General features: G+C 33.6%; 15 protein-coding genes, 2 tRNA genes and 2 pseudogenes. All 19 read left to right on the top strand.

All coding sequences use genetic code 11. The annotated features are described in order from the left end of the window. The first annotated feature begins 61 nt into the window (after positions 1–61). The 19 genes and pseudogenes from uvrB (at position 62) to RSTT_RS03535 (ending at position 17,095) form a co-directional block, all read left to right on the top strand. On the top strand, positions 62–2,080 hold the full coding sequence (gene uvrB, locus RSTT_RS03620) for an excinuclease ABC subunit UvrB (RefSeq protein WP_096525699.1): 2,019 nt from the start codon (positions 62–64) through the stop codon (positions 2,078–2,080). 93 nt (positions 2,081–2,173) lie between these two features. Further along, positions 2,174–2,464, top strand: a complete 291-nt coding sequence (locus RSTT_RS03615; RefSeq protein WP_095558677.1) for a DUF948 domain-containing protein — start codon at positions 2,174–2,176, stop codon at positions 2,462–2,464. Between the two features lies 1 nt (position 2,465). Continuing rightward, positions 2,466–2,675 carry a YtxH domain-containing protein gene (locus RSTT_RS03610; RefSeq protein WP_015423161.1) on the top strand — a complete coding sequence of 70 codons (210 nt, stop codon included), beginning with the start codon at positions 2,466–2,468 and terminating at the stop codon, positions 2,673–2,675. Positions 2,676–2,744: 69 nt separating this feature from the next. Further along, positions 2,745–2,817: transfer RNA gene (locus RSTT_RS03605), tRNA-Phe, on the top strand. A gap of 78 nt (positions 2,818–2,895) precedes the next feature. Continuing rightward, positions 2,896–2,968 (top strand) — tRNA-Thr (locus tag RSTT_RS03600). A 190-nt stretch (positions 2,969–3,158) separates the two neighbouring features. Continuing rightward, positions 3,159–3,350 (top strand): hypothetical protein, encoded by a 192-nt coding sequence (locus tag RSTT_RS05915; protein ID WP_149030032.1) that lies wholly within the window; start codon positions 3,159–3,161, stop codon positions 3,348–3,350. A 198-nt stretch (positions 3,351–3,548) separates the two neighbouring features. Then, positions 3,549–4,109, top strand: a complete 561-nt coding sequence (locus tag RSTT_RS03595) for a septation protein SpoVG family protein (protein WP_015423396.1) — start codon at positions 3,549–3,551, stop codon at positions 4,107–4,109. Positions 4,110–4,689: 580 nt separating this feature from the next. Then, positions 4,690–4,998 carry an ATP cone domain-containing protein gene (locus tag RSTT_RS03590; protein WP_095558780.1) on the top strand — a complete coding sequence of 103 codons (309 nt, stop codon included), beginning with the start codon at positions 4,690–4,692 and terminating at the stop codon, positions 4,996–4,998. A gap of 179 nt (positions 4,999–5,177) precedes the next feature. Continuing rightward, entirely contained in the window at positions 5,178–7,481 is a 2,304-nt protein-coding gene (locus RSTT_RS03585) for a vitamin B12-dependent ribonucleotide reductase (RefSeq protein WP_096525698.1), read from the top strand. A 173-nt stretch (positions 7,482–7,654) separates the two neighbouring features. Beyond that, positions 7,655–7,942, top strand: coding sequence for a hypothetical protein (locus RSTT_RS03580; RefSeq protein ID WP_095558781.1), 288 nt, complete (start codon positions 7,655–7,657; stop codon positions 7,940–7,942). Between the two features lie 39 nt (positions 7,943–7,981). After that, positions 7,982–9,352, top strand: coding sequence for an AAA family ATPase (locus RSTT_RS03575; protein ID WP_149030031.1), 1,371 nt, complete (start codon positions 7,982–7,984; stop codon positions 9,350–9,352). Positions 9,353–9,561: 209 nt separating this feature from the next. Next, positions 9,562–10,716 (top strand): annotated as a pseudogene (locus tag RSTT_RS06970) (DNA-methyltransferase). Further along, positions 10,706–11,446 (top strand): annotated as a pseudogene (locus RSTT_RS07185) (CfrBI family restriction endonuclease). The pseudogenes RSTT_RS06970 and RSTT_RS07185 overlap by 11 nt, the downstream one beginning before the upstream one ends. A gap of 4 nt (positions 11,447–11,450) precedes the next feature. Further along, complete coding sequence (dcd, locus tag RSTT_RS03560; RefSeq protein WP_231941932.1) at positions 11,451–12,008, top strand: dCTP deaminase; 558 nt, start codon at positions 11,451–11,453, stop codon at positions 12,006–12,008. Between the two features lie 46 nt (positions 12,009–12,054). Beyond that, positions 12,055–13,584, top strand: a complete 1,530-nt coding sequence (gene guaA, locus RSTT_RS03555) for a glutamine-hydrolyzing GMP synthase (RefSeq protein ID WP_096525696.1) — start codon at positions 12,055–12,057, stop codon at positions 13,582–13,584. Continuing rightward, positions 13,584–14,468 (top strand): phosphate ABC transporter substrate-binding protein, encoded by an 885-nt coding sequence (locus RSTT_RS03550; RefSeq protein WP_096525695.1) that lies wholly within the window; start codon positions 13,584–13,586, stop codon positions 14,466–14,468. The genes guaA and RSTT_RS03550 overlap by 1 nt, the downstream gene beginning before the upstream one ends. Before the next feature lie 160 nt (positions 14,469–14,628). Further along, on the top strand, positions 14,629–15,498 hold the full coding sequence (gene pstC / locus RSTT_RS03545) for a phosphate ABC transporter permease subunit PstC (RefSeq protein WP_015423402.1): 870 nt from the start codon (positions 14,629–14,631) through the stop codon (positions 15,496–15,498). After that, a complete protein-coding gene (gene pstA / locus RSTT_RS03540; RefSeq protein WP_015423403.1) occupies positions 15,495–16,349 on the top strand; it encodes a phosphate ABC transporter permease PstA in 855 nt (284 codons plus the stop codon). The genes pstC and pstA overlap by 4 nt, the downstream gene beginning before the upstream one ends. Further along, positions 16,343–17,095 (top strand): phosphate ABC transporter ATP-binding protein, encoded by a 753-nt coding sequence (locus RSTT_RS03535; RefSeq protein ID WP_015423404.1) that lies wholly within the window; start codon positions 16,343–16,345, stop codon positions 17,093–17,095. Before pstA ends, RSTT_RS03535 begins: the two co-directional genes overlap by 7 nt. Positions 17,096–17,162: the final 67 nt, after the last annotated feature.

Below are 17,162 nucleotides of genomic sequence, written 5' to 3'. Positions count from 1 at the left end.
TCTGACGTGGGGGAAAAGAAATGAGGTAGAAGTTTGTTTGGGGTGGTTATAAAGAACAATTATGAAAAATGAATTTAAACTGATTTCAAAATTCAAACCGTCCGGTGACCAGCCGCAGGCTATCGATAAGCTGTATCATAATTATTTAAATAATAAAAACTCGCAGATTTTGCTTGGCGTTACAGGTTCGGGAAAAACATTTGTTATGGCAAGCGTTATTGAAAAACTTCAGAAACCTACGCTTATAATATCGCCGAACAAAATTTTAGCAGCGCAGACTTATGCTGAATTTAAGGCTTTTTTTCCAAATAATTCCGTAGAATATTTTATATCTTATTACGACTATTACCAGCCTGAAGCCTATATTCCTTCAAGCGACACATACATAGAAAAAGATGCGTCAATAAATGACCATATAGACAGATTGCGTTTAAAAGCGACTACTTCTATTCTTGAGAGAAAAGATGTTATTGTAGTCGCTTCTGTTTCGTGTATATATAATCTGGGATCTCCTAAAGATTATCAAAATATGTGCGTTGAAATAATTGCTGGAAAAGAAAAAACAATAAGTCTGCTTTTAACAGAACTTATTGCAAGCCGTTATGAGAGAAATGAAGTTGAATTTAAAAGGGGGAAGTTCAGGGTAAAAGGCGATACTGTTGAAATTTTTCCCGCTTACCTTGAAACTGCCGTAAAAATTGAGTTTTGCGGCGATACGGTTGAAAGGATAAAAGAATTTAATCCGGTAACTGGTGAAGTAATTAGTAAAAAAGATAAAGCCTATATTTATCCTGCAAAACTTTTTGTCACTGATAAGTATAAGGTTGATAAAGCTTTAAAAACCATACAGATAGAATTGAATACGCGGCTTGAGGTATTAAAGTCTCAAAATAAATTTCTTGAAGCACAGCGTCTTGAACAGAGAACGAAATACGATATTGAAATGTTAAAAGAAACCGGATCGTGCAATGGGATTGAAAACTATTCAAGACATCTTTCAGGCGGTCTGTCGGGAGCTAAACCGACTACTCTTATAGATTATTTCGTGCAGGAAAATGATGATTTTTTAATAATAACTGACGAATCGCATATTTCTCTTCCGCAGATAAGAGGAATGTATGAAGGCGACAGGAGCAGAAAACAAACTCTTGTAGATTTTGGTTTCAGACTGCCTTCTGCTTTAGATAACAGACCTTTGAAGTTTCAGGAATTTGAAAAAGTTATAAGAAAATTTATGATGGTCTCGGCAACTCCGGGAACATACGAGCTTAATAGAAGCAAAAAATATATAGTGGATTTGATTATTCGCCCTACTGGACTTGTAGATCCAGAAATTGTCATCCGTCCTATAAGCGGGCAGATACAGGATTTAATGCAGGAAATACGGAAAAATGTTGAGAAAAAACAGAGAACCTTAGTTACTACGCTTACAAAAAAAATGTCCGAAGATTTGGCGGCTTATTTGAAAGAAAAAGGGATTAAAGTTGAATATTTGCATTCTGAAATAGATACTTTAACAAGAATAGAAATACTTAAAAATCTGCGTCTTGGTAAATTTGACGTTTTAGTGGGAATAAATCTTTTGAGAGAAGGATTAGATTTGCCTGAAGTATCTTTGGTAGTTGTTTTAGATGCTGATAAAGAGGGCTTTTTGCGTTCTGAACCTACGCTTATCCAGATTTGCGGAAGAGCTGCGAGAAATATTGACGGGCGAGTCATTTTCTATGCGGATACTGTGACCGGTTCGATGCAGAGAGCTTTAAGAGAAATGAACCGCAGGCGCGATAAACAGCTTGAACATAATAAAAAAAACAATATTAAACCCAAGTCAATAATCAAAGCCGTTCACGAACTTGACGAGTTTAGAAATTTATCAAGAGAAGAATCTATGAATCATATTGTTGCCGAAGAACAGCTTAATTATAATATCACTCCTAAAAATATTGGCAACATAATAAAAGAAGTTGAATTACAGATGAGAGAATCTGCTGACAATCTTGATTTTGAATCAGCTGCAGCCTTAAGGGACAGAATGCTTGAACTAAAAAATATGAAATCCTGCAAATCTTCTAAGCGTTAACTGATAAAAAATAAATTATTCTTAAAATTTTTGACTTTTTGAGAAAAAAAAGTTTATTGACATACCCTTGAGTTTTTATTAAAATACTCGAATATGAATTCTATAGGTTTAGTATTTATTATTATAGGAGTTATTTTAATAACTCTTTCCGTAGTGGCAGTGACAGTTTTTCTAATACTTATGCTGATTGGGATAAAGAAATCTGCGATAGAATTTAGAAGGTTTATAAAGAAAATAAACAGCGAACTAGATGGTGTCAATAAAGTTTCTGGTGTTGCATCAATGAGAAGAAAGTTATCGTCTTTGGTTATTAAGGGGATTTCATTTCTTTTTTATGCTTTTTTAAGTGTCAGTGAAAGAAAAAACAGAACGCATGGGGAATAAAATGAGCGATAATAGAGATACGCTTTTGGCTTTTGTTTTAGGCGGTTTAATAGGAGCGACTCTGGGAATACTGTATGCTCCCAAATCGGGAAGAGAGACGAGAAGCAACATTAAAAAGTTCGGCGAAGAAATAGTGGACACTGTCAGCAATTTAAGCGATGATTTCAAAGATGATGAAAGCCAGTTTAAGGTTTCTTCTAAAATAAAGTAAGCGAAAGTGACGGAAAAGAGACTTCTGATAAATTCAGTAAAAAAGATCAATTAAAAACTTTTATTGTGTGCTGAGGTAGCTCAGTTGGTAGAGCACAGGTCTGAAAAACCTGGTGTCGACAGTTCAATTCTGTCCCTCAGCATATTTTTCGTAGTTTTTTAATACGGCTTCTATTGACTATGAGGCAGTGTCGTAATTAAGTTAGTTGGCTATAAACTGTGCCGATGTAGCTCAGCTGGCAGAGCAATTGCTTCGTAAGCAATGGGTCAGAGGTTCAAATCCTCTCATCGGCTGAAGTATTCTTGAATGCTAATAACAGAAAAGAATGATGAATAGGTTAGTTGGTACGTCAGTATATGAGCTTTAATTCATAGGAAATTTATCAATGACAATCTCAAATCTTGTCGAAGAAATTGAGTGTCCCTGTGGATATGCTTTTGAAGCAGAGTTGTTTTCTGCAATAAGCATTTCAGATAATCCTGAGTGAAAGAGTGTGTTAATGGAAGGGGGGGGGAATTAATGTTGTATCCTGCCTTGAATGTAAAAAAGTATTTTATGCCGAGCGTTTTGTTCTTTACCACGACAGAGAAAATAAATTATGAACCTCTTATGCTGTTTGGTATTGAAGATTTGGTTTCATTGTTGCATTCCGAACGGGATATTGAAGACGAATAGATAGTTTTAAAATATCTTGTTTCGGAACTTCCGCTAGATACTATAAATTTCCCCCTTTGCAAAAGGAGAAAAAACCCTTGAAGTAAATTCTTTAATTTCAGGCTTACAGATTCTCACAAAATATAATTCAAATCTTTTACATTATGTTGAATTCCTTGATAAAATATCAAAAAATAAAACATGATGCAGATATAAAAAATGACATTAGCTAAAATCTCATTATTGGTTTTAATTGCTCCTCTCGTATTATGTTCGTCTCTTTATGCTGAATTAAAGATTACCAAAATTATTCATGATAATAAATCATTTGAAATAGTTTTAAACGATGATATTAAGATTTCAAATATACTCTTGAAAAATAATGATGTTAAATTGCCTATATATAGGAGTAAAAATAAAGTATATAAACAATTTGGCATTTTAAAAAGAGAGTTCAGGCAATATCTAGTCAGTGCTTTATATCAAAATAAAATATCTTCAAAAACTGAAAAAACCGTATTTAAAACGAATAAACTTTCGATTTCAAAAAAACATCTAAAAATAAAAGCTTTTGTATCCGTCATTTTTGACGATGATATTGAAATTGAATGTCGTATTATGCAGAGCGCAAAAGGTTTATGGATTGCGTGGCCTTCAAATAAAAAAGACGGCGTATGGGTAAAAGATTTTGAGTTTATAAATAAAGATTTAAAAAAAGCAGTTGAGAAAAAACTGATTGACGACTATATTTTTAAAAATGATAAAATAAAAGGTAAATAATGATATTTCAATATTATTTTGATTGTAAGTCTGTTTTACAGTCAGTGATTAATTTTCCGCTTGTATATAAATATTCATAACCATAATTAAATACCTCATCTTATTTCGACGGTATTTTATATAATCAATTTCGGCAGTTTGACGCCGTACAAAAAAAGTTGTACCGTATTGCCAGTTTTAATTTTGCAGAAAGTATAATTTTTAGTACTTTATTTTTAATTCAATCATTTAAGCGTTATTTGGAGTTGGATGCATTTTAGATGTTTATATGTCTGTTTTCATTTTGGGAGTTTTTTGAATAATTGTGAAAAGACTTTTATCATTAAATAACTGAAGTCTCTCCCGGATATCCACCGCTAGAGCCAATCTGCAGTAAAATTTTAGACTATCTTAATTGATTAATTAGCGTATGCCCATAAATTTGTAAATAATAGAGATATTAGAAATATGTAAAAACGGATGAGTATTGTTATAAGTGTTAATCATTTACAAATTCTATATATATGTTATAAATTGCTTCTATCACAACATATAGTTTAATTATTCTTGAATTTCAATAAAATAGAAGGAGAGAAAAAGAATGAATTATCCTTTTTGCGGTATTAATAATGATCAGGTTCTTGATTCGCTCCCTATCGAACATGTGCCGGCTGTAAGAAGACTCAGGAAATGGCTCAACTACAAAACTTTTGAGAGACCTAAAGAACTACCGATTATGGTTGTTAAATCAGACAGTAGAAGAGAACCGTTTGACAGGAGAAAAATTTGGGCAGGTATGTATAGAAAACGTTCTATTTCGTCTGAAACAATAAATAAAATGGTAAGTAAAATTGAAGATGAAATTGTGGGCGAATGTATTATGGAAATTCCTTCGAGGAATATAGGGTAAAAGATTTGGAATATTGATTTGATTGCATATATAAGATTTGCATCAGTATATAGAAAGTTTGATGATATTAGCACATTTATGAAAGAATTGCAAAAACTGAAAAAAGAATATGTGAAGAGACGAAAAAAAAATAAAAAACTTTAATAGTAGTCAGTTAATTAGATATATAGGAGATATTGATGTTGCGGGATAAAAAAGAAGAATTAATTTCAGAAAACAAAGTTAATCTAGAGAATAATGCACTTACTGTTCTAAAAAAAAGGTATTTGAAGAAAGATAAAGATGGTAATGTGATTGAAAGTCCTGAAGATTTGTTCTACAGAGTTGCCGAAAATATTGCTCAGGCGGACAAAATTTATGATGAAGATACGGATATAACTATATTGATAAGAGAGTTTTATCTCACAATGTCTTCTTGTGATTTTTTACCTAACTCGCCTACTTTAATGAATGCAGGCAGACATTTGCAACAGCTTTCGGCGTGTTTTGTCTTGCCGATAGACGATTCAATGGATTCAATTTTTGAGACTTTGAAAAATACGGCTCTTATACATAAATCTGGCGGCGGGACGGGGTTCTCATTTTCAAGATTGCGTCCTAAAAAAGATGTGGTAAGAACCACAAGCGGTATTTCTTCTGGTCCCATATCTTTTATGCAAGTTTTTAATGCTGCTACGGAAGCTATTAAACAGGGCGGTACAAGACGCGGTGCAAATATGGGAATGTTGAGGATAGATCATCCTGATATTTTGGATTTTATAATCTGCAAGGATAAAGATGACAGTTTAAATAATTTTAATATATCTGTTGCGATTACAAAAAAGTTTATGGATGCTTTGGAAAAAGGAGAATATTATAATCTTTACAATCCGAGAAACGGTGTGATAATAGGCAGATTAAACGCAAATGAAGTTTTTGGCAAGATAGTCGATCAAGCATGGAAAAATGGCGAACCGGGTATAGTTTTTGTTGACAGAATGAACCATAAAAACCCTACTCCGTCGGCGGGTTCAATAGAATCTACAAATCCATGTGGAGAACAGCCACTTCTTCCTTATGAATCCTGCAATTTAGGCTCAATAAATCTTGGTCATTTTGTAAAAAACAACGACGTAAACTGGGAAAAACTTGAGAAAACAGTGAAAACTGCCGTTCATTTTCTTGACAACGTTATAGATGTAAGTAATTATCCTATACAGAAAATTGGCGAGGTTACTCGCTCCAACAGAAAAATAGGACTTGGGATTATGGGGTGGGCAGATTTGCTTTTGTATTTAGGTATACCCTACGGATCTAACGATTCTTTGGCGCTTGCCGAAGAACTTATGGGTTTTATTCATTCTAAATCCCGTAAAGCTTCCGAAGAGCTTGCTTTTAAGAGAGGATCTTTCCCAAACTTTAAAAAAAGTATATACGCAAAGGGAAGTCCCGTAAGAAATGCAACAACGACTACAATCGCTCCGACGGGAACAATTGGTATGATAGCTTCGGCTTCCGGTGGCATTGAACCGATTTTTGCGCTTGTTTATAAAAGAATGCAATGTCTTGACAATGAAGAGATGTATGAAGTAAATCCGTATTTTGAGAAACTTGCAAAAGAAAACGGTTTTTATTCGCCGGAACTTATAGATAAAATATCAGAAAAAGGAAGTATACGCGGATTTAAAGAAATTCCAGAGAAAATAAAGAAAATTTTTGTAACTTCACATGATATTGCGCCTGAAGAACATATAAAAATGCAAGCGGCTTTCCAGAAATTTACGGATAATGCCGTATCAAAAACTGTAAATTTTCCTAATTCAGCCACGAAAGAAGATGTAAAAAAAGTTTATATTCTTTCATATAAAATGGGTTGCAAGGGAGTAACTGTTTACCGCGACGGAAGCAGGAATGTGCAGGTGTTAAATCTTGCAAACAAAAAAGAAGAATATTCTCAAGGAGCATTGCATGAGAAAAAACCGAGAACTCGTCCTAAAAAGACAACTGGTTTGACGTTCCTTATGCATACCGGTTGTGGCAAAATGTATGTTACCGTAAATGAAGATGACAGAGGAATGTGCGAAGTGTTTACGCAGCTTGGTAAATCCGGAGGATGTACTTCATCGCAGGCTGAAGCGATAAGTCGTTTAATTTCTTTAGCTTTGCGCTCTGGCGTTGATCAACAAGGAATTATAGATCAGTTGAAAGGTATAAGATGTCCGTCTCCGACACTTGCGGACGGCGGAATAATTTTATCGTGCGCGGATGCCGTTGCGAAAGCTTTAGAAGCGTATAAGAGAGAAAAAATGACGCCGGTTCTTTCCGCTCGGGATATGTCTGTTTCGGAACCTTATGCGTCAAAATATATAAAAAAACATTATACTTCCGGTTTAAGCGGTAATTCGTCGGGAGCATGCCCGCAATGCCCGGAATGCGGTGAGATGTTGACTTTTGCCGAAAGTTGTGTTATTTGTCGTGGATGCAGCTACTCTAAGTGCTTTTAGTTTTTTGATTTGTTTTTGAGTTTATATTTTTCGTTTGCGGTATTTTTGCGGATATGACGATTTTCAAAAGAACATATTAAAACACATATAGGAATTCCGTTCCGTTTTGGAAACCTCAGATGCTAAAATATATATGAAGCAGAAAAAAATTATTATAACGATGATGTAATAATGTGACAGAAGAAAATTTTTTACAATTTATTAGTTCAGCTATAGAGCGATTAGAACAGCATAAAAATATTTTAGTTAAATGTGATGTGGATAAAAGTATGCTTGATTTATATACTGAGACAATATTTTGTTGTTCTGAAATAAAGGGTATAGTGTCGAATACAAAACAATTAATTAAAATTAATTATTTAACTCAATTTCAAAATGATATTAATCAAATTTTAAATGTTTTCTCATATAGAAGAAGCTATCAAAATTTGGACTTTATTAAAGATGATGATAAGAAGTAAATAAAACAACAAATAGAAATAGAAAATATAACTAAACAATTGTCAGAAAAATTAAAACCATTGCAATTTAATCTTGATTTCTTTAAAAAACTCGGGTTTTTTAGTAAAAACCGGAACTTATTGCAATATTTACCGACTGCCGGGACTGTTATTTCAGCTCAAAAAATTCTACTAATGCCTACTTTTGATGCAATTCCTAATATTGTTAATACTTCTATAAAATTACAAGAATCACAAAGCCGTGACAAGTCATTAAAAGAACCTTATTCTGCAAGTATTACATCTATAAGTTACGTTCTTGATGAATGTAAGATGCTGCTTGGCAATCTTCTTGCAGAAAGAAATGAGGTAAGAAATAAATTTTGCGATAATATCCAAAGAGGAACTAATAAAGATTATGAGCTACCTAAAAACAATTTAGATAATGTGATAAAAATATGGAATTCTCTAATCCAGCATAGAATTCTTGAAGTGGAGAGCGGTATTACTTTTACCTTGAAAATGAAAACAAATTTGAGCGTTAATTATCCAGCATATCAAATGAGTGATGGCGAAAAAGTAGCGCTTTATTTAATAGCCTATGTTTTACAGTCGCCCAAAGACGGTTTTGTTATTGTTGACGAGCCTGAAATGTATTTACATAAAACTATTCTGAATAAATTATGGGATATTTTAGAGGATGAAAGAAAAGATTGCATTTTTATTTACTTAACTCATGACTTAGGTTTTGCAACAAGCAGAGCATTAGCAAAAAAAGTTTGGATAAAGTCTTTTAGTGTTCCTGATAAATGGGAAATAGAATATATTAAGGGAAATGAACTGCCGGAAGAATTGCTGATGGAATTGCTTGGTAGTAGGAAAAATATTTTGTTTTGCGAAGGTAAAAAAGGTGGTATCGATGAACAAATATATAATATCTTGTTTCCTGATTTTACGATAATTCCTGTTGAAAGTTGCTTTTCTGTCATTAACTATACAAAAGCTTTTAATAAAATGTCTAATTTGACAACAAAAGCAATTGGATTAATTGATTCAGACCATCATGGAGCTGATAGATTAGAAAAGTTAAAATCGAATGATATATTTTCATTTTCAATGGCGGAAATTGAAAATCTTTTTTTTGACGAATCCTTTTTAAAGTTATTGTCGGAAAAATTATTGGTGCAGGATAAAAATGCTGTTGAAAGTATTAAAAGTGAAGTGATTCTACAGCTAGAAAAAGAAATGGAATTGCAAATATCCAATTATATATCAATGAAAATCAATTACTATTTCACAGATTCACATTTAACAAAAGGAAATAATTTAAAAGAAGTAGAAAAGAATTATGTCAGGTTTAAAAAAGAAATAAAAATTTGTGCTTGGGCTGAACAGAGGAAAGCCGAATTAGAAAAAATAATAAAGGATTAAAACAGATTAAAAAATAATTTAAAAGCACAGGATGCAATAAAAAAATATTTCCCAGTTGAGATTTGGAATAGGATAGAATTGAATAAACTTTAACCTAAAGATGTATTGATTGCCGTGATTGCGGTTAATCATGGTTGTTAAGTCTTGAATGTTTCGTGAAGCAAAATAGACTATATGTAGCTGATAGTTTTTTATAGGAGTGTTTTATTATGGAATGTGCTTTAGAGGAAAGCTATTGTAAAGATAATATAAATATAGAATATATAAAGCAACTCGGTAAAGAAAAGAGTGAAGAAAATTTAAATAAACTCTTATTGTTTTATAACAGTATTCTTCCTTTGGATATAAAAAGGGAAGTTGTTTCGTCTATTGGAAGACAATAAATTGATAAAAAAATTTATGAGTTTATAATGAAAGAAGGTTTTAAAAAAACATATATGGAACTTGTTTATCAAATGTTTCGTACAACATTGTATAGATTTAGTAAAATTGAATTTCAAGAATTGGGGAATCGTCTATTATCTTTTTACAACAATGAAGTAATGCATAAGATGTATGAATATTTTTTGCATAGAAAAAATCGAAATTATTGGATGTAAAAAACAAGAGAAAAATTATAAAGGCAACTTTATTAAAAGGCGATAGCGAGCAAACTTTGTTAAGAATTCAGAGTAAAACTATACATTTTATATTTACATCTCCGCCATATTATAATGCCAGGATGTATTCTGATTATACGTCTTATGAAAGGTATTTAGAAAAGATGTGTAGTGTTTTAAAACAATGTAATCGTGTATTAGAAGATGGACGTTTTATTATTATAAATGTTTCTCCGGTAATTACAAAAAGACCTGGTCGAGAGTTTGAAAGTGTTAGATATCCAATTCACTTTGACTTTCATAAGATTTTAGAAGAAGCAGGTTTTTATTTTATAGATGAAATTATATGGATTAAACCTGAGTATACAGTTCCAAACAGAATTGCGGGTTATTTACAAACCGGTATGCCTTTGTCTTATAAACCTAACTGTGTTACTGAAAGTTTATTGGTTTACAGGAAAAAGACGCCTTTTTTGCTAGATGAAAACAAGAATATTGGCAAATGCCGTTGAAAATACAGATACGTCAAATTGTTGGCATATATCTCCAAAAATAGATAAAGATCATCCGGCTGTTTTTCCAGAAAAATTATGTGAAAAAGTTTTAAAATATTATTCTTTTAGTGGAGATGTAGTTTTAGATCCTTTTGCGGGTTCTGGGACTTTTGGAAGAGTGGCAAAAAAGAGGAAAAGAATTCCAGTGTTGTGTGAAATGGATAATAAGTATATAAAAAAATTGGAAGAAGAAAATTATGATAACCTTTGAAAAAGAAGTCATTGATAGTGCTGTAAGTAAATTGGTTAAAGGCGATGATTATCGCGATGAAGTTGTGAATGCAATAAATGTGTCTTTTCTTGATTTTGCTGTAGATTTTTTCAAGAAGATAGTTGCTGTAAAAATTCAAGAAAATAATGTTGACTTGGTTTGGTATAAAAAACATTTTATTGCTGCAGATAATATTTCTCCTGATGATAAAGCAATATTTGCAGGTATAAATAAAAAGACAATCACTAATATGCGTGGAAGTGCAACAAAAAAAATAGCGATACGAGGGGGGGGCATGGAGTTCAATAGGCAAAAAAGTTGAAAAACCTTTATATTAAAACTGTGTAAATTATGTAAAGTGCCAGAGGAATATATTAATAGTTCAATTTTTTAAAAAGATGGGACTTTAAATTTTGATAGAGAAGTTGATTTTAAACTCTATGATAGCAGAAAAGAAAAAGAATATAGAGTTGAGGTTAAGCTTATGGGCAAGGGGAATCCTGAGAGTGCGGATGTAATATATGCCAGAGGTACCGATATCTTTATTGCGGATACTTTGAGTGAGCAAAACAGAAATCAATTAAAATCCGAGAATATAAATTATATTGAAATGAAAGGTAATTTACATTGTGTTAACGATTTTAAAATTTTGCTGAAAAAATTAAATGTTCCTTTTTTGTTGAGTGTCGACATTTTGAACTTATTTTATAATTATTTATATAAAAGGTGAGAAAGTGGTTAAAAATGATAAGTGGATAAAAAAGATGGCTTTTGAATATAAGATGATAGATCCGTTTGAGCCCCGACAGATCAGGTGTGGAAAAATTTCTTTTGGTACTTCTTCTTACGGATATGATATGCGTCTTTCAAACGAGTTTATGATTATGAAAGTCAAAAATAAAGATTTTGTTTTGGATCCTAAAAGAACAAGTGGTAATCTGCTTGAATCCATAACAGTTAAGGATTATATAGAGATCTTGCCGAATTCCGTGGTTTTAGGTAAGACAATAGAATATTTTAGAATTCCGAGAAATATTGTAACAATTGCATTCGGCAAATCGACTTATGCAAGATGTGGAATTTTTGTAAACATCACTCCGTTTGAGCCTGAATGGAATGGATATGTTACTCTTTCAATAGCAAATATGACATCGGTTCCGGCAAAAGTCTATGCAAATGAAGGAATAGCGCAGGTTTTATTTTTAGGGGCAAGTGAAGTTTGTGAGGTCTCTTATGCCGACAGAAGAGGAAAATATCAGACTCAGAAAATCATAACTTCTGCAAAAATTTGATACAATGCAAAACGTAAATGAAGGAAAGAAAATATGAGGCAAATGGATGATTTTGATATTGGATTTTGGTTCGCAGTACACGCAGCTGATCGCAAGACGCATAAGGGAAGAGAAAGTATATTGCGAACTATGCCCTGGGAATAAACCTATAAAATCTTTTTCCGGAATTAAGGATTTAAAGGGCATAATTCTTTCAGGCGGTTATGAAAGTGTTTACTCAAAAGATGCTCCTTGGCCTGATCCTGAAATATGGGAACTTGATGTTCCTATTTTGGGAATATGTTACGGTATGCAGCTTATAGCGGAACTTCACGGCGGAAAAGTTGCTCCGTCAAAACGCAGGGAATTCGGTCTTGCGAATGTAAATGTAAAATGTAACAGTTCTTTATTTAATGGACTTAGTTCCGAAGAAACTCTATGGATGAGCCATGGCGACAAACTTTCAAAAATTCCAAAAGGTTTTGAGATAACGGCAAAGTCAGATAACTCTCCTTATGCGGCGATAGAGAATACAGCAAAGAACATATACGGTGTACAATTTCATCCTGAGGTAAAGCATTCTGTTAACGGCAGGACAATCTTGAAAAATTTTATATTTAAAATCTGCGGTTTAAAACGCGACTGGACTATGAAATCTTATATTGTGGAGGAAGTTAAAAGAATTCATAAACAGGTTGGAAAAAGCAAAGTTTTATGTGCTCTCTCAGGCGGAGTTGATTCTTCCGTTGCGGCTGTAATGCTCTATAAAGCTATAGGGAAGCAGCTTATATGCGTTTATGTTGACCACGGACTTCAGAAGCTCGGTGAGACTGAAAGAGTGCGTAAAGTATTTGGCAGAATGTTCGGTAAAAATCTTATTATAGTTTCCGCAAAAAAAATATTTTTGTCAAAACTTAAAGGTATAACCGATCCTGAACAAAAGAGAAAAATTATAGGTCACACTTTTATAGAAGTTTTTGATGGAGAAGTAAAAAAGTTGAAGGGCATAAATTTTCTTTTGCAGGGAACGATATATCCTGATGTTATAGAGAGTGTTTCTATAAAGGGAGCGAAATCTCCGATTAAAAGTCATCACAATGTCGGCGGACTTCCTGAAAAAATGAAAATGAAACTTGTTGAACCTCTGAGGTTTTTATTTAAGGATGAGGTGAGAGTTTTAGGAAAAGAACTCGGGGTTCCGTCAGAAATCATAGATAGGCAGCCTTTTCCGGGTCCTGGACTTGCCATAAGAACATTAGGCGAGATAACGAAAGAAAAACTAAATATTTTAAAAGAAGCAGACAATATAGTAACGGAAGAAATAATAAAAGCTGGGCTTTATGAGAAAATCTGGCAGTCTTTTGCTATAATACTGCCTGTTAAAACTGTAGGCGTTATGGGAGATGCCAGAACTTATGAATATGTAATTGCCATAAGAGCCGTAAATTCTGAAGATGCGATGACGGCAGACTGGGTAAAACTTCCTTATGAGCTGCTCAGTAAGATATCTTCTCGAATTATAAACGAAGTTAAAGGCACCAACAGAGTAGTTTATGATATTTCCAATAAACCGCCCGCTACTATAGAGTGGGAATAATGAAAATTTCTAAACTTATTACGGTTCTTTTAATATACGTATTTTTCTACGCTTGCGTGAAATCGCAAGTCGGCGATAGGCATGGCGGCATATCTATACAAATCAGAGGATCTGACACTATCGTAAATCTTATTCAAGAATGGGTAGAAAAGTTTGTAGAACAGAATCCGTCGTTTAACATAAGTGTTACGGGGGGTGGATCGGGGACTGGCTTTGCATCTTTAATAAACGGAACATGTGATATTGCAATGTCTTCCCGTAGAATAGAAGAAAAAGAAAAGATGCTGGCGGAGAGTAAAAATATAAACCCCGTTGAATTTAAGATTGGTCTTGACGGACTTGCTGTAATTGTAAATAAAAATAATTCAGTAAATAAACTTACATTAGAACAGTTGCGAGATATTTTCATGGCAAGAATTACAAACTGGAAAGAGGTCGGAGGAAGAAACAGAAAAATAGTAATTCTTTCAAGGGAAAGTAATTCAGGAACGTATATGTTTTTTAAAGAGCGTGTCTTAGGTGTTGGTGATAAAAATAATAAAAACGAGTTTTCCACTCAGTCGCTTATGATGTCGTCTTCGCAGACTATATGCAATGAGGTTTGTCAAAATCCCAATGCTTTAGGATATGTCGGTATGGGTTTTGTAGACGAAAGAGTAAAACCTGTTTCGGTAGCGGTAAATGCGGAAAGCGAATATGTTTATCCGATGCCTGAAAACGTGATGAATGGTACGTATCCTATTTCAAGACCTCTATATATTTATACAAATGGAGAGTCACAGGATGTTGTAAAAATGTTTATTGATTATGCTTTATCGGCCGCGGGGCAAAAAATTGTATTGGAAGCTGATTTTATACCGATAAGGAAACAGAGTGTAAAGTAAGAATTGAAGTTTTTTGCAGCAAGGAAAATCAGTGATGCGTTATTCATGTTTTCTAAAAAAAGTAAATGCTGTTACAACATCACCATCTTTGAAAGTATGAGATATATTTGTGTTATTGTATTTTATTGAGTACAACATATATTATTATTAAAAGATCAAAATGAGAAAAATTATAGACACTGTAATTGAAACGGTAATTTTTATATGCGGAATATTATCTATTGTTTTTGTCATTTTAATTTTTGGATTTTTGTTTAAAGAAGGTTTTAGTTTTTTTAAAGATTTCGGCATTATAAAATTTATTACCGGACAGTTTTGGTATCCGACTTCAGACACTAAATCATTTGGTATTCTTCCTTTAATTATCGGCTCTGTTTTAGTTACTGTCGGAGCATGCATAATAATGGTTCCTATTGGCATTATGACCGCACTTTACATTTCAGAAATTGCGCCTAAAGGCGTACGTGACGTTTTGAAGTCTTTAGTCGAGCTTATGGCTGCAATTCCAAGTATAGTTATAGGATTTGTCGGAATGGTTACACTTGTCCCTTTTGTTAGAACACTTTTTAACATACCTACCGGACTTACGGCTTTTTCGGGTTCAATAATGCTTGCATTTATGGCTATGCCTACAATAGTAACGATATCAGAAGATGCAATACGTTCGGTTCCTTGTCAGTATAAAGAAGGGGCGCTCGCTTTAGGAGCTACTAAATGGCAGACTATAAGAAGAATTGTACTGAAAGCGGCAATGCCTGGAATAATTGCCGCGATAATGCTTGGAATAGGCAGAGTTATCGGAGAGACGATGGCTGTTATGATGATAACCGGAAACTCTGCGCGTATTCCTCATTCGATTTTCGAGCCAGTGAGAACTATGACGGCTGTAATAGCCTCAGAAATGGGGGAAACTGTCGTAGGGAGCATTCATTATAGAGCGTTATTTGCCATAGCACTTGTGCTTTTTATAGTGACGTTTATCGTAAACTTTATAGCGGATTTATTTCTTGGGAATAATAAAAATAAATGATAAAACTAAATCCTAAATTGTCCCAGAAATTTTCATACACAATTCTCTTTCTCGCCACAGTTTTAACTGTTATTCCAGTCGTAATGATAATTTTTATAATCATAAAAAATGGAGTATCAGCTATAACTTGGGAGTTTTTAATGTCGATGCCTAAGGACGGAATGCGCGGAGGGGGAATTCTTCCCGCGATACTTGGTACTCTTTTAATAGTCACTTGTGCTATTGCTATAACTCTTCCGATAGGTGTTTTTGCGGCTATATATTTAAACGAATATGCAAAAAATAATTTGCTTACGAGGATAATTAAACTTGCTATAGTAAATTTGGCTGGTGTTCCATCGGTTGTTTACGGATTATTCGGACTCGGTATTTTTGTTATGTTTTTAAAACTGGGCGTTTCTATTATTGCCGGAGCTTTAACTCTGTCTATAATGGAACTTCCCGTTATTATAACCACGTCGCGCAACGCATTAAACAGCGTCCCTTATTATTTTAGAGATGCGAGTTTATCTCTTGGCGTAAGTCGCTGGCAGACTATAAGATACATAGTGCTTCCAAATGCTATTTCAGGCATTTTAACGGGAGCAATACTAAGCATTTCAAGAATATCCGGTGAGACTGCGCCTATATTATTTACTGCTACGGCATTTTCTGTTCCGCATTTACCGCGTTCTGTGCTTGATCAGGTAATGACTTTACCGTACCATTTGTATATTATTTCAACGCAGATTCCTAATATGCCTGAAAATGTGATATTCGGTACGGCTCTTGTGCTTTTGCTGATGGTTTTGACAATGAGCTTTATTGCGATCGTTGCAAGAATTTATTTAAGGAAACGCAGAAAATGGTAGATAAAATTAAAGTTGAAGATTTGAGTTGTTATTATAATAAAAAATGCGTTTTGGAATCGTTGAACATTAATATCGCCCAAAATGAAATTTTAAGCATTATAGGGCCGGCAAACAGCGGCAAGACGACGTTTTTGAGAACTATAAACAGAATGAACGATTTGGATGCAACTTATTCGCGAGAAGGCAAAGTTTATCTCATAGGTGACAATATTTTTGATATGAATATGGAGAATTTAAGAAAACGCATCGGTATGCTTTTTGCTATGCCTATACCGCTTCCTATGAGCATATATGAAAATATTATCTATGCTCCGAAACGTCTGGGGCTTATTTCAAAGAAATCAGAACAGGATGCTATAGTTGAACAGGCTTTAAGAGACGCTTCTTTATGGAATGAAGTTAAAGACAGATTAAGCTTATCTGCAATGAAAATGTCTGGCGGACAGCAACAGAGACTTTGTATTGCAAGAATTCTTGCAATTAACCCTGAAGTTATTTTATTTGACGAGCCTTGCACGGGACTTGATCCAATATCTACGGCAAAGGTTGAAGAATCGATGATTGAACTTAAGCAGAGATATACTATAGTGCTTGTGACAAATAATGTAAAACAGGCATCACGCGTTAGCGATAGGACGGCATTCTTTCTTATGGGTAAACTTGTTGAAATTGGTAAAACTGATAGATTATTTGTATCTCCGAAAGAAAAACAAACGGAAGATTATATTACCGGCCGCTTTGGTTGATAGTTTTACCGATTATCATTTCCATTCGTACGGCGTAATTTCGCTGGTTTTACAAATGCGGTTGATT

Source organism: Candidatus Endomicrobiellum trichonymphae, assembly GCF_002355835.1.
Lineage (GTDB): Bacteria > Elusimicrobiota > Endomicrobiia > Endomicrobiales > Endomicrobiaceae > Endomicrobiellum > Endomicrobiellum trichonymphae.
This window is presented reverse-complemented; position numbering and strand designations above follow the sequence as displayed.

What these genes read in the sequence shown, in the direction of transcription:
- RSTT_RS03585 (WP_096525698.1), top strand. Translation starts at nt 5,178, where the DNA reads ATGTTGCGGGATAAAAAAGAAGAATTAATTTCAGAAAACAAAGTTAAT.
- RSTT_RS03595 (WP_015423396.1), top strand. Translation starts at nt 3,549, where the DNA reads ATGACATTAGCTAAAATCTCATTATTGGTTTTAATTGCTCCTCTCGTA.
- guaA (WP_096525696.1), top strand. Translation starts at nt 12,055, where the DNA reads ATGATTTTGATATTGGATTTTGGTTCGCAGTACACGCAGCTGATCGCA.
- pstA (WP_015423403.1), top strand. Translation starts at nt 15,495, where the DNA reads ATGATAAAACTAAATCCTAAATTGTCCCAGAAATTTTCATACACAATT.
- RSTT_RS03550 (WP_096525695.1), top strand. Translation starts at nt 13,584, where the DNA reads ATGAAAATTTCTAAACTTATTACGGTTCTTTTAATATACGTATTTTTC.
- RSTT_RS03535 (WP_015423404.1), top strand. Translation starts at nt 16,343, where the DNA reads ATGGTAGATAAAATTAAAGTTGAAGATTTGAGTTGTTATTATAATAAA.
- RSTT_RS03590 (WP_095558780.1), top strand. Translation starts at nt 4,690, where the DNA reads ATGAATTATCCTTTTTGCGGTATTAATAATGATCAGGTTCTTGATTCG.
- uvrB (WP_096525699.1), top strand. Translation starts at nt 62, where the DNA reads ATGAAAAATGAATTTAAACTGATTTCAAAATTCAAACCGTCCGGTGAC.
- RSTT_RS03615 (WP_095558677.1), top strand. Translation starts at nt 2,174, where the DNA reads ATGAATTCTATAGGTTTAGTATTTATTATTATAGGAGTTATTTTAATA.
- pstC (WP_015423402.1), top strand. Translation starts at nt 14,629, where the DNA reads ATGAGAAAAATTATAGACACTGTAATTGAAACGGTAATTTTTATATGC.
- RSTT_RS03610 (WP_015423161.1), top strand. Translation starts at nt 2,466, where the DNA reads ATGAGCGATAATAGAGATACGCTTTTGGCTTTTGTTTTAGGCGGTTTA.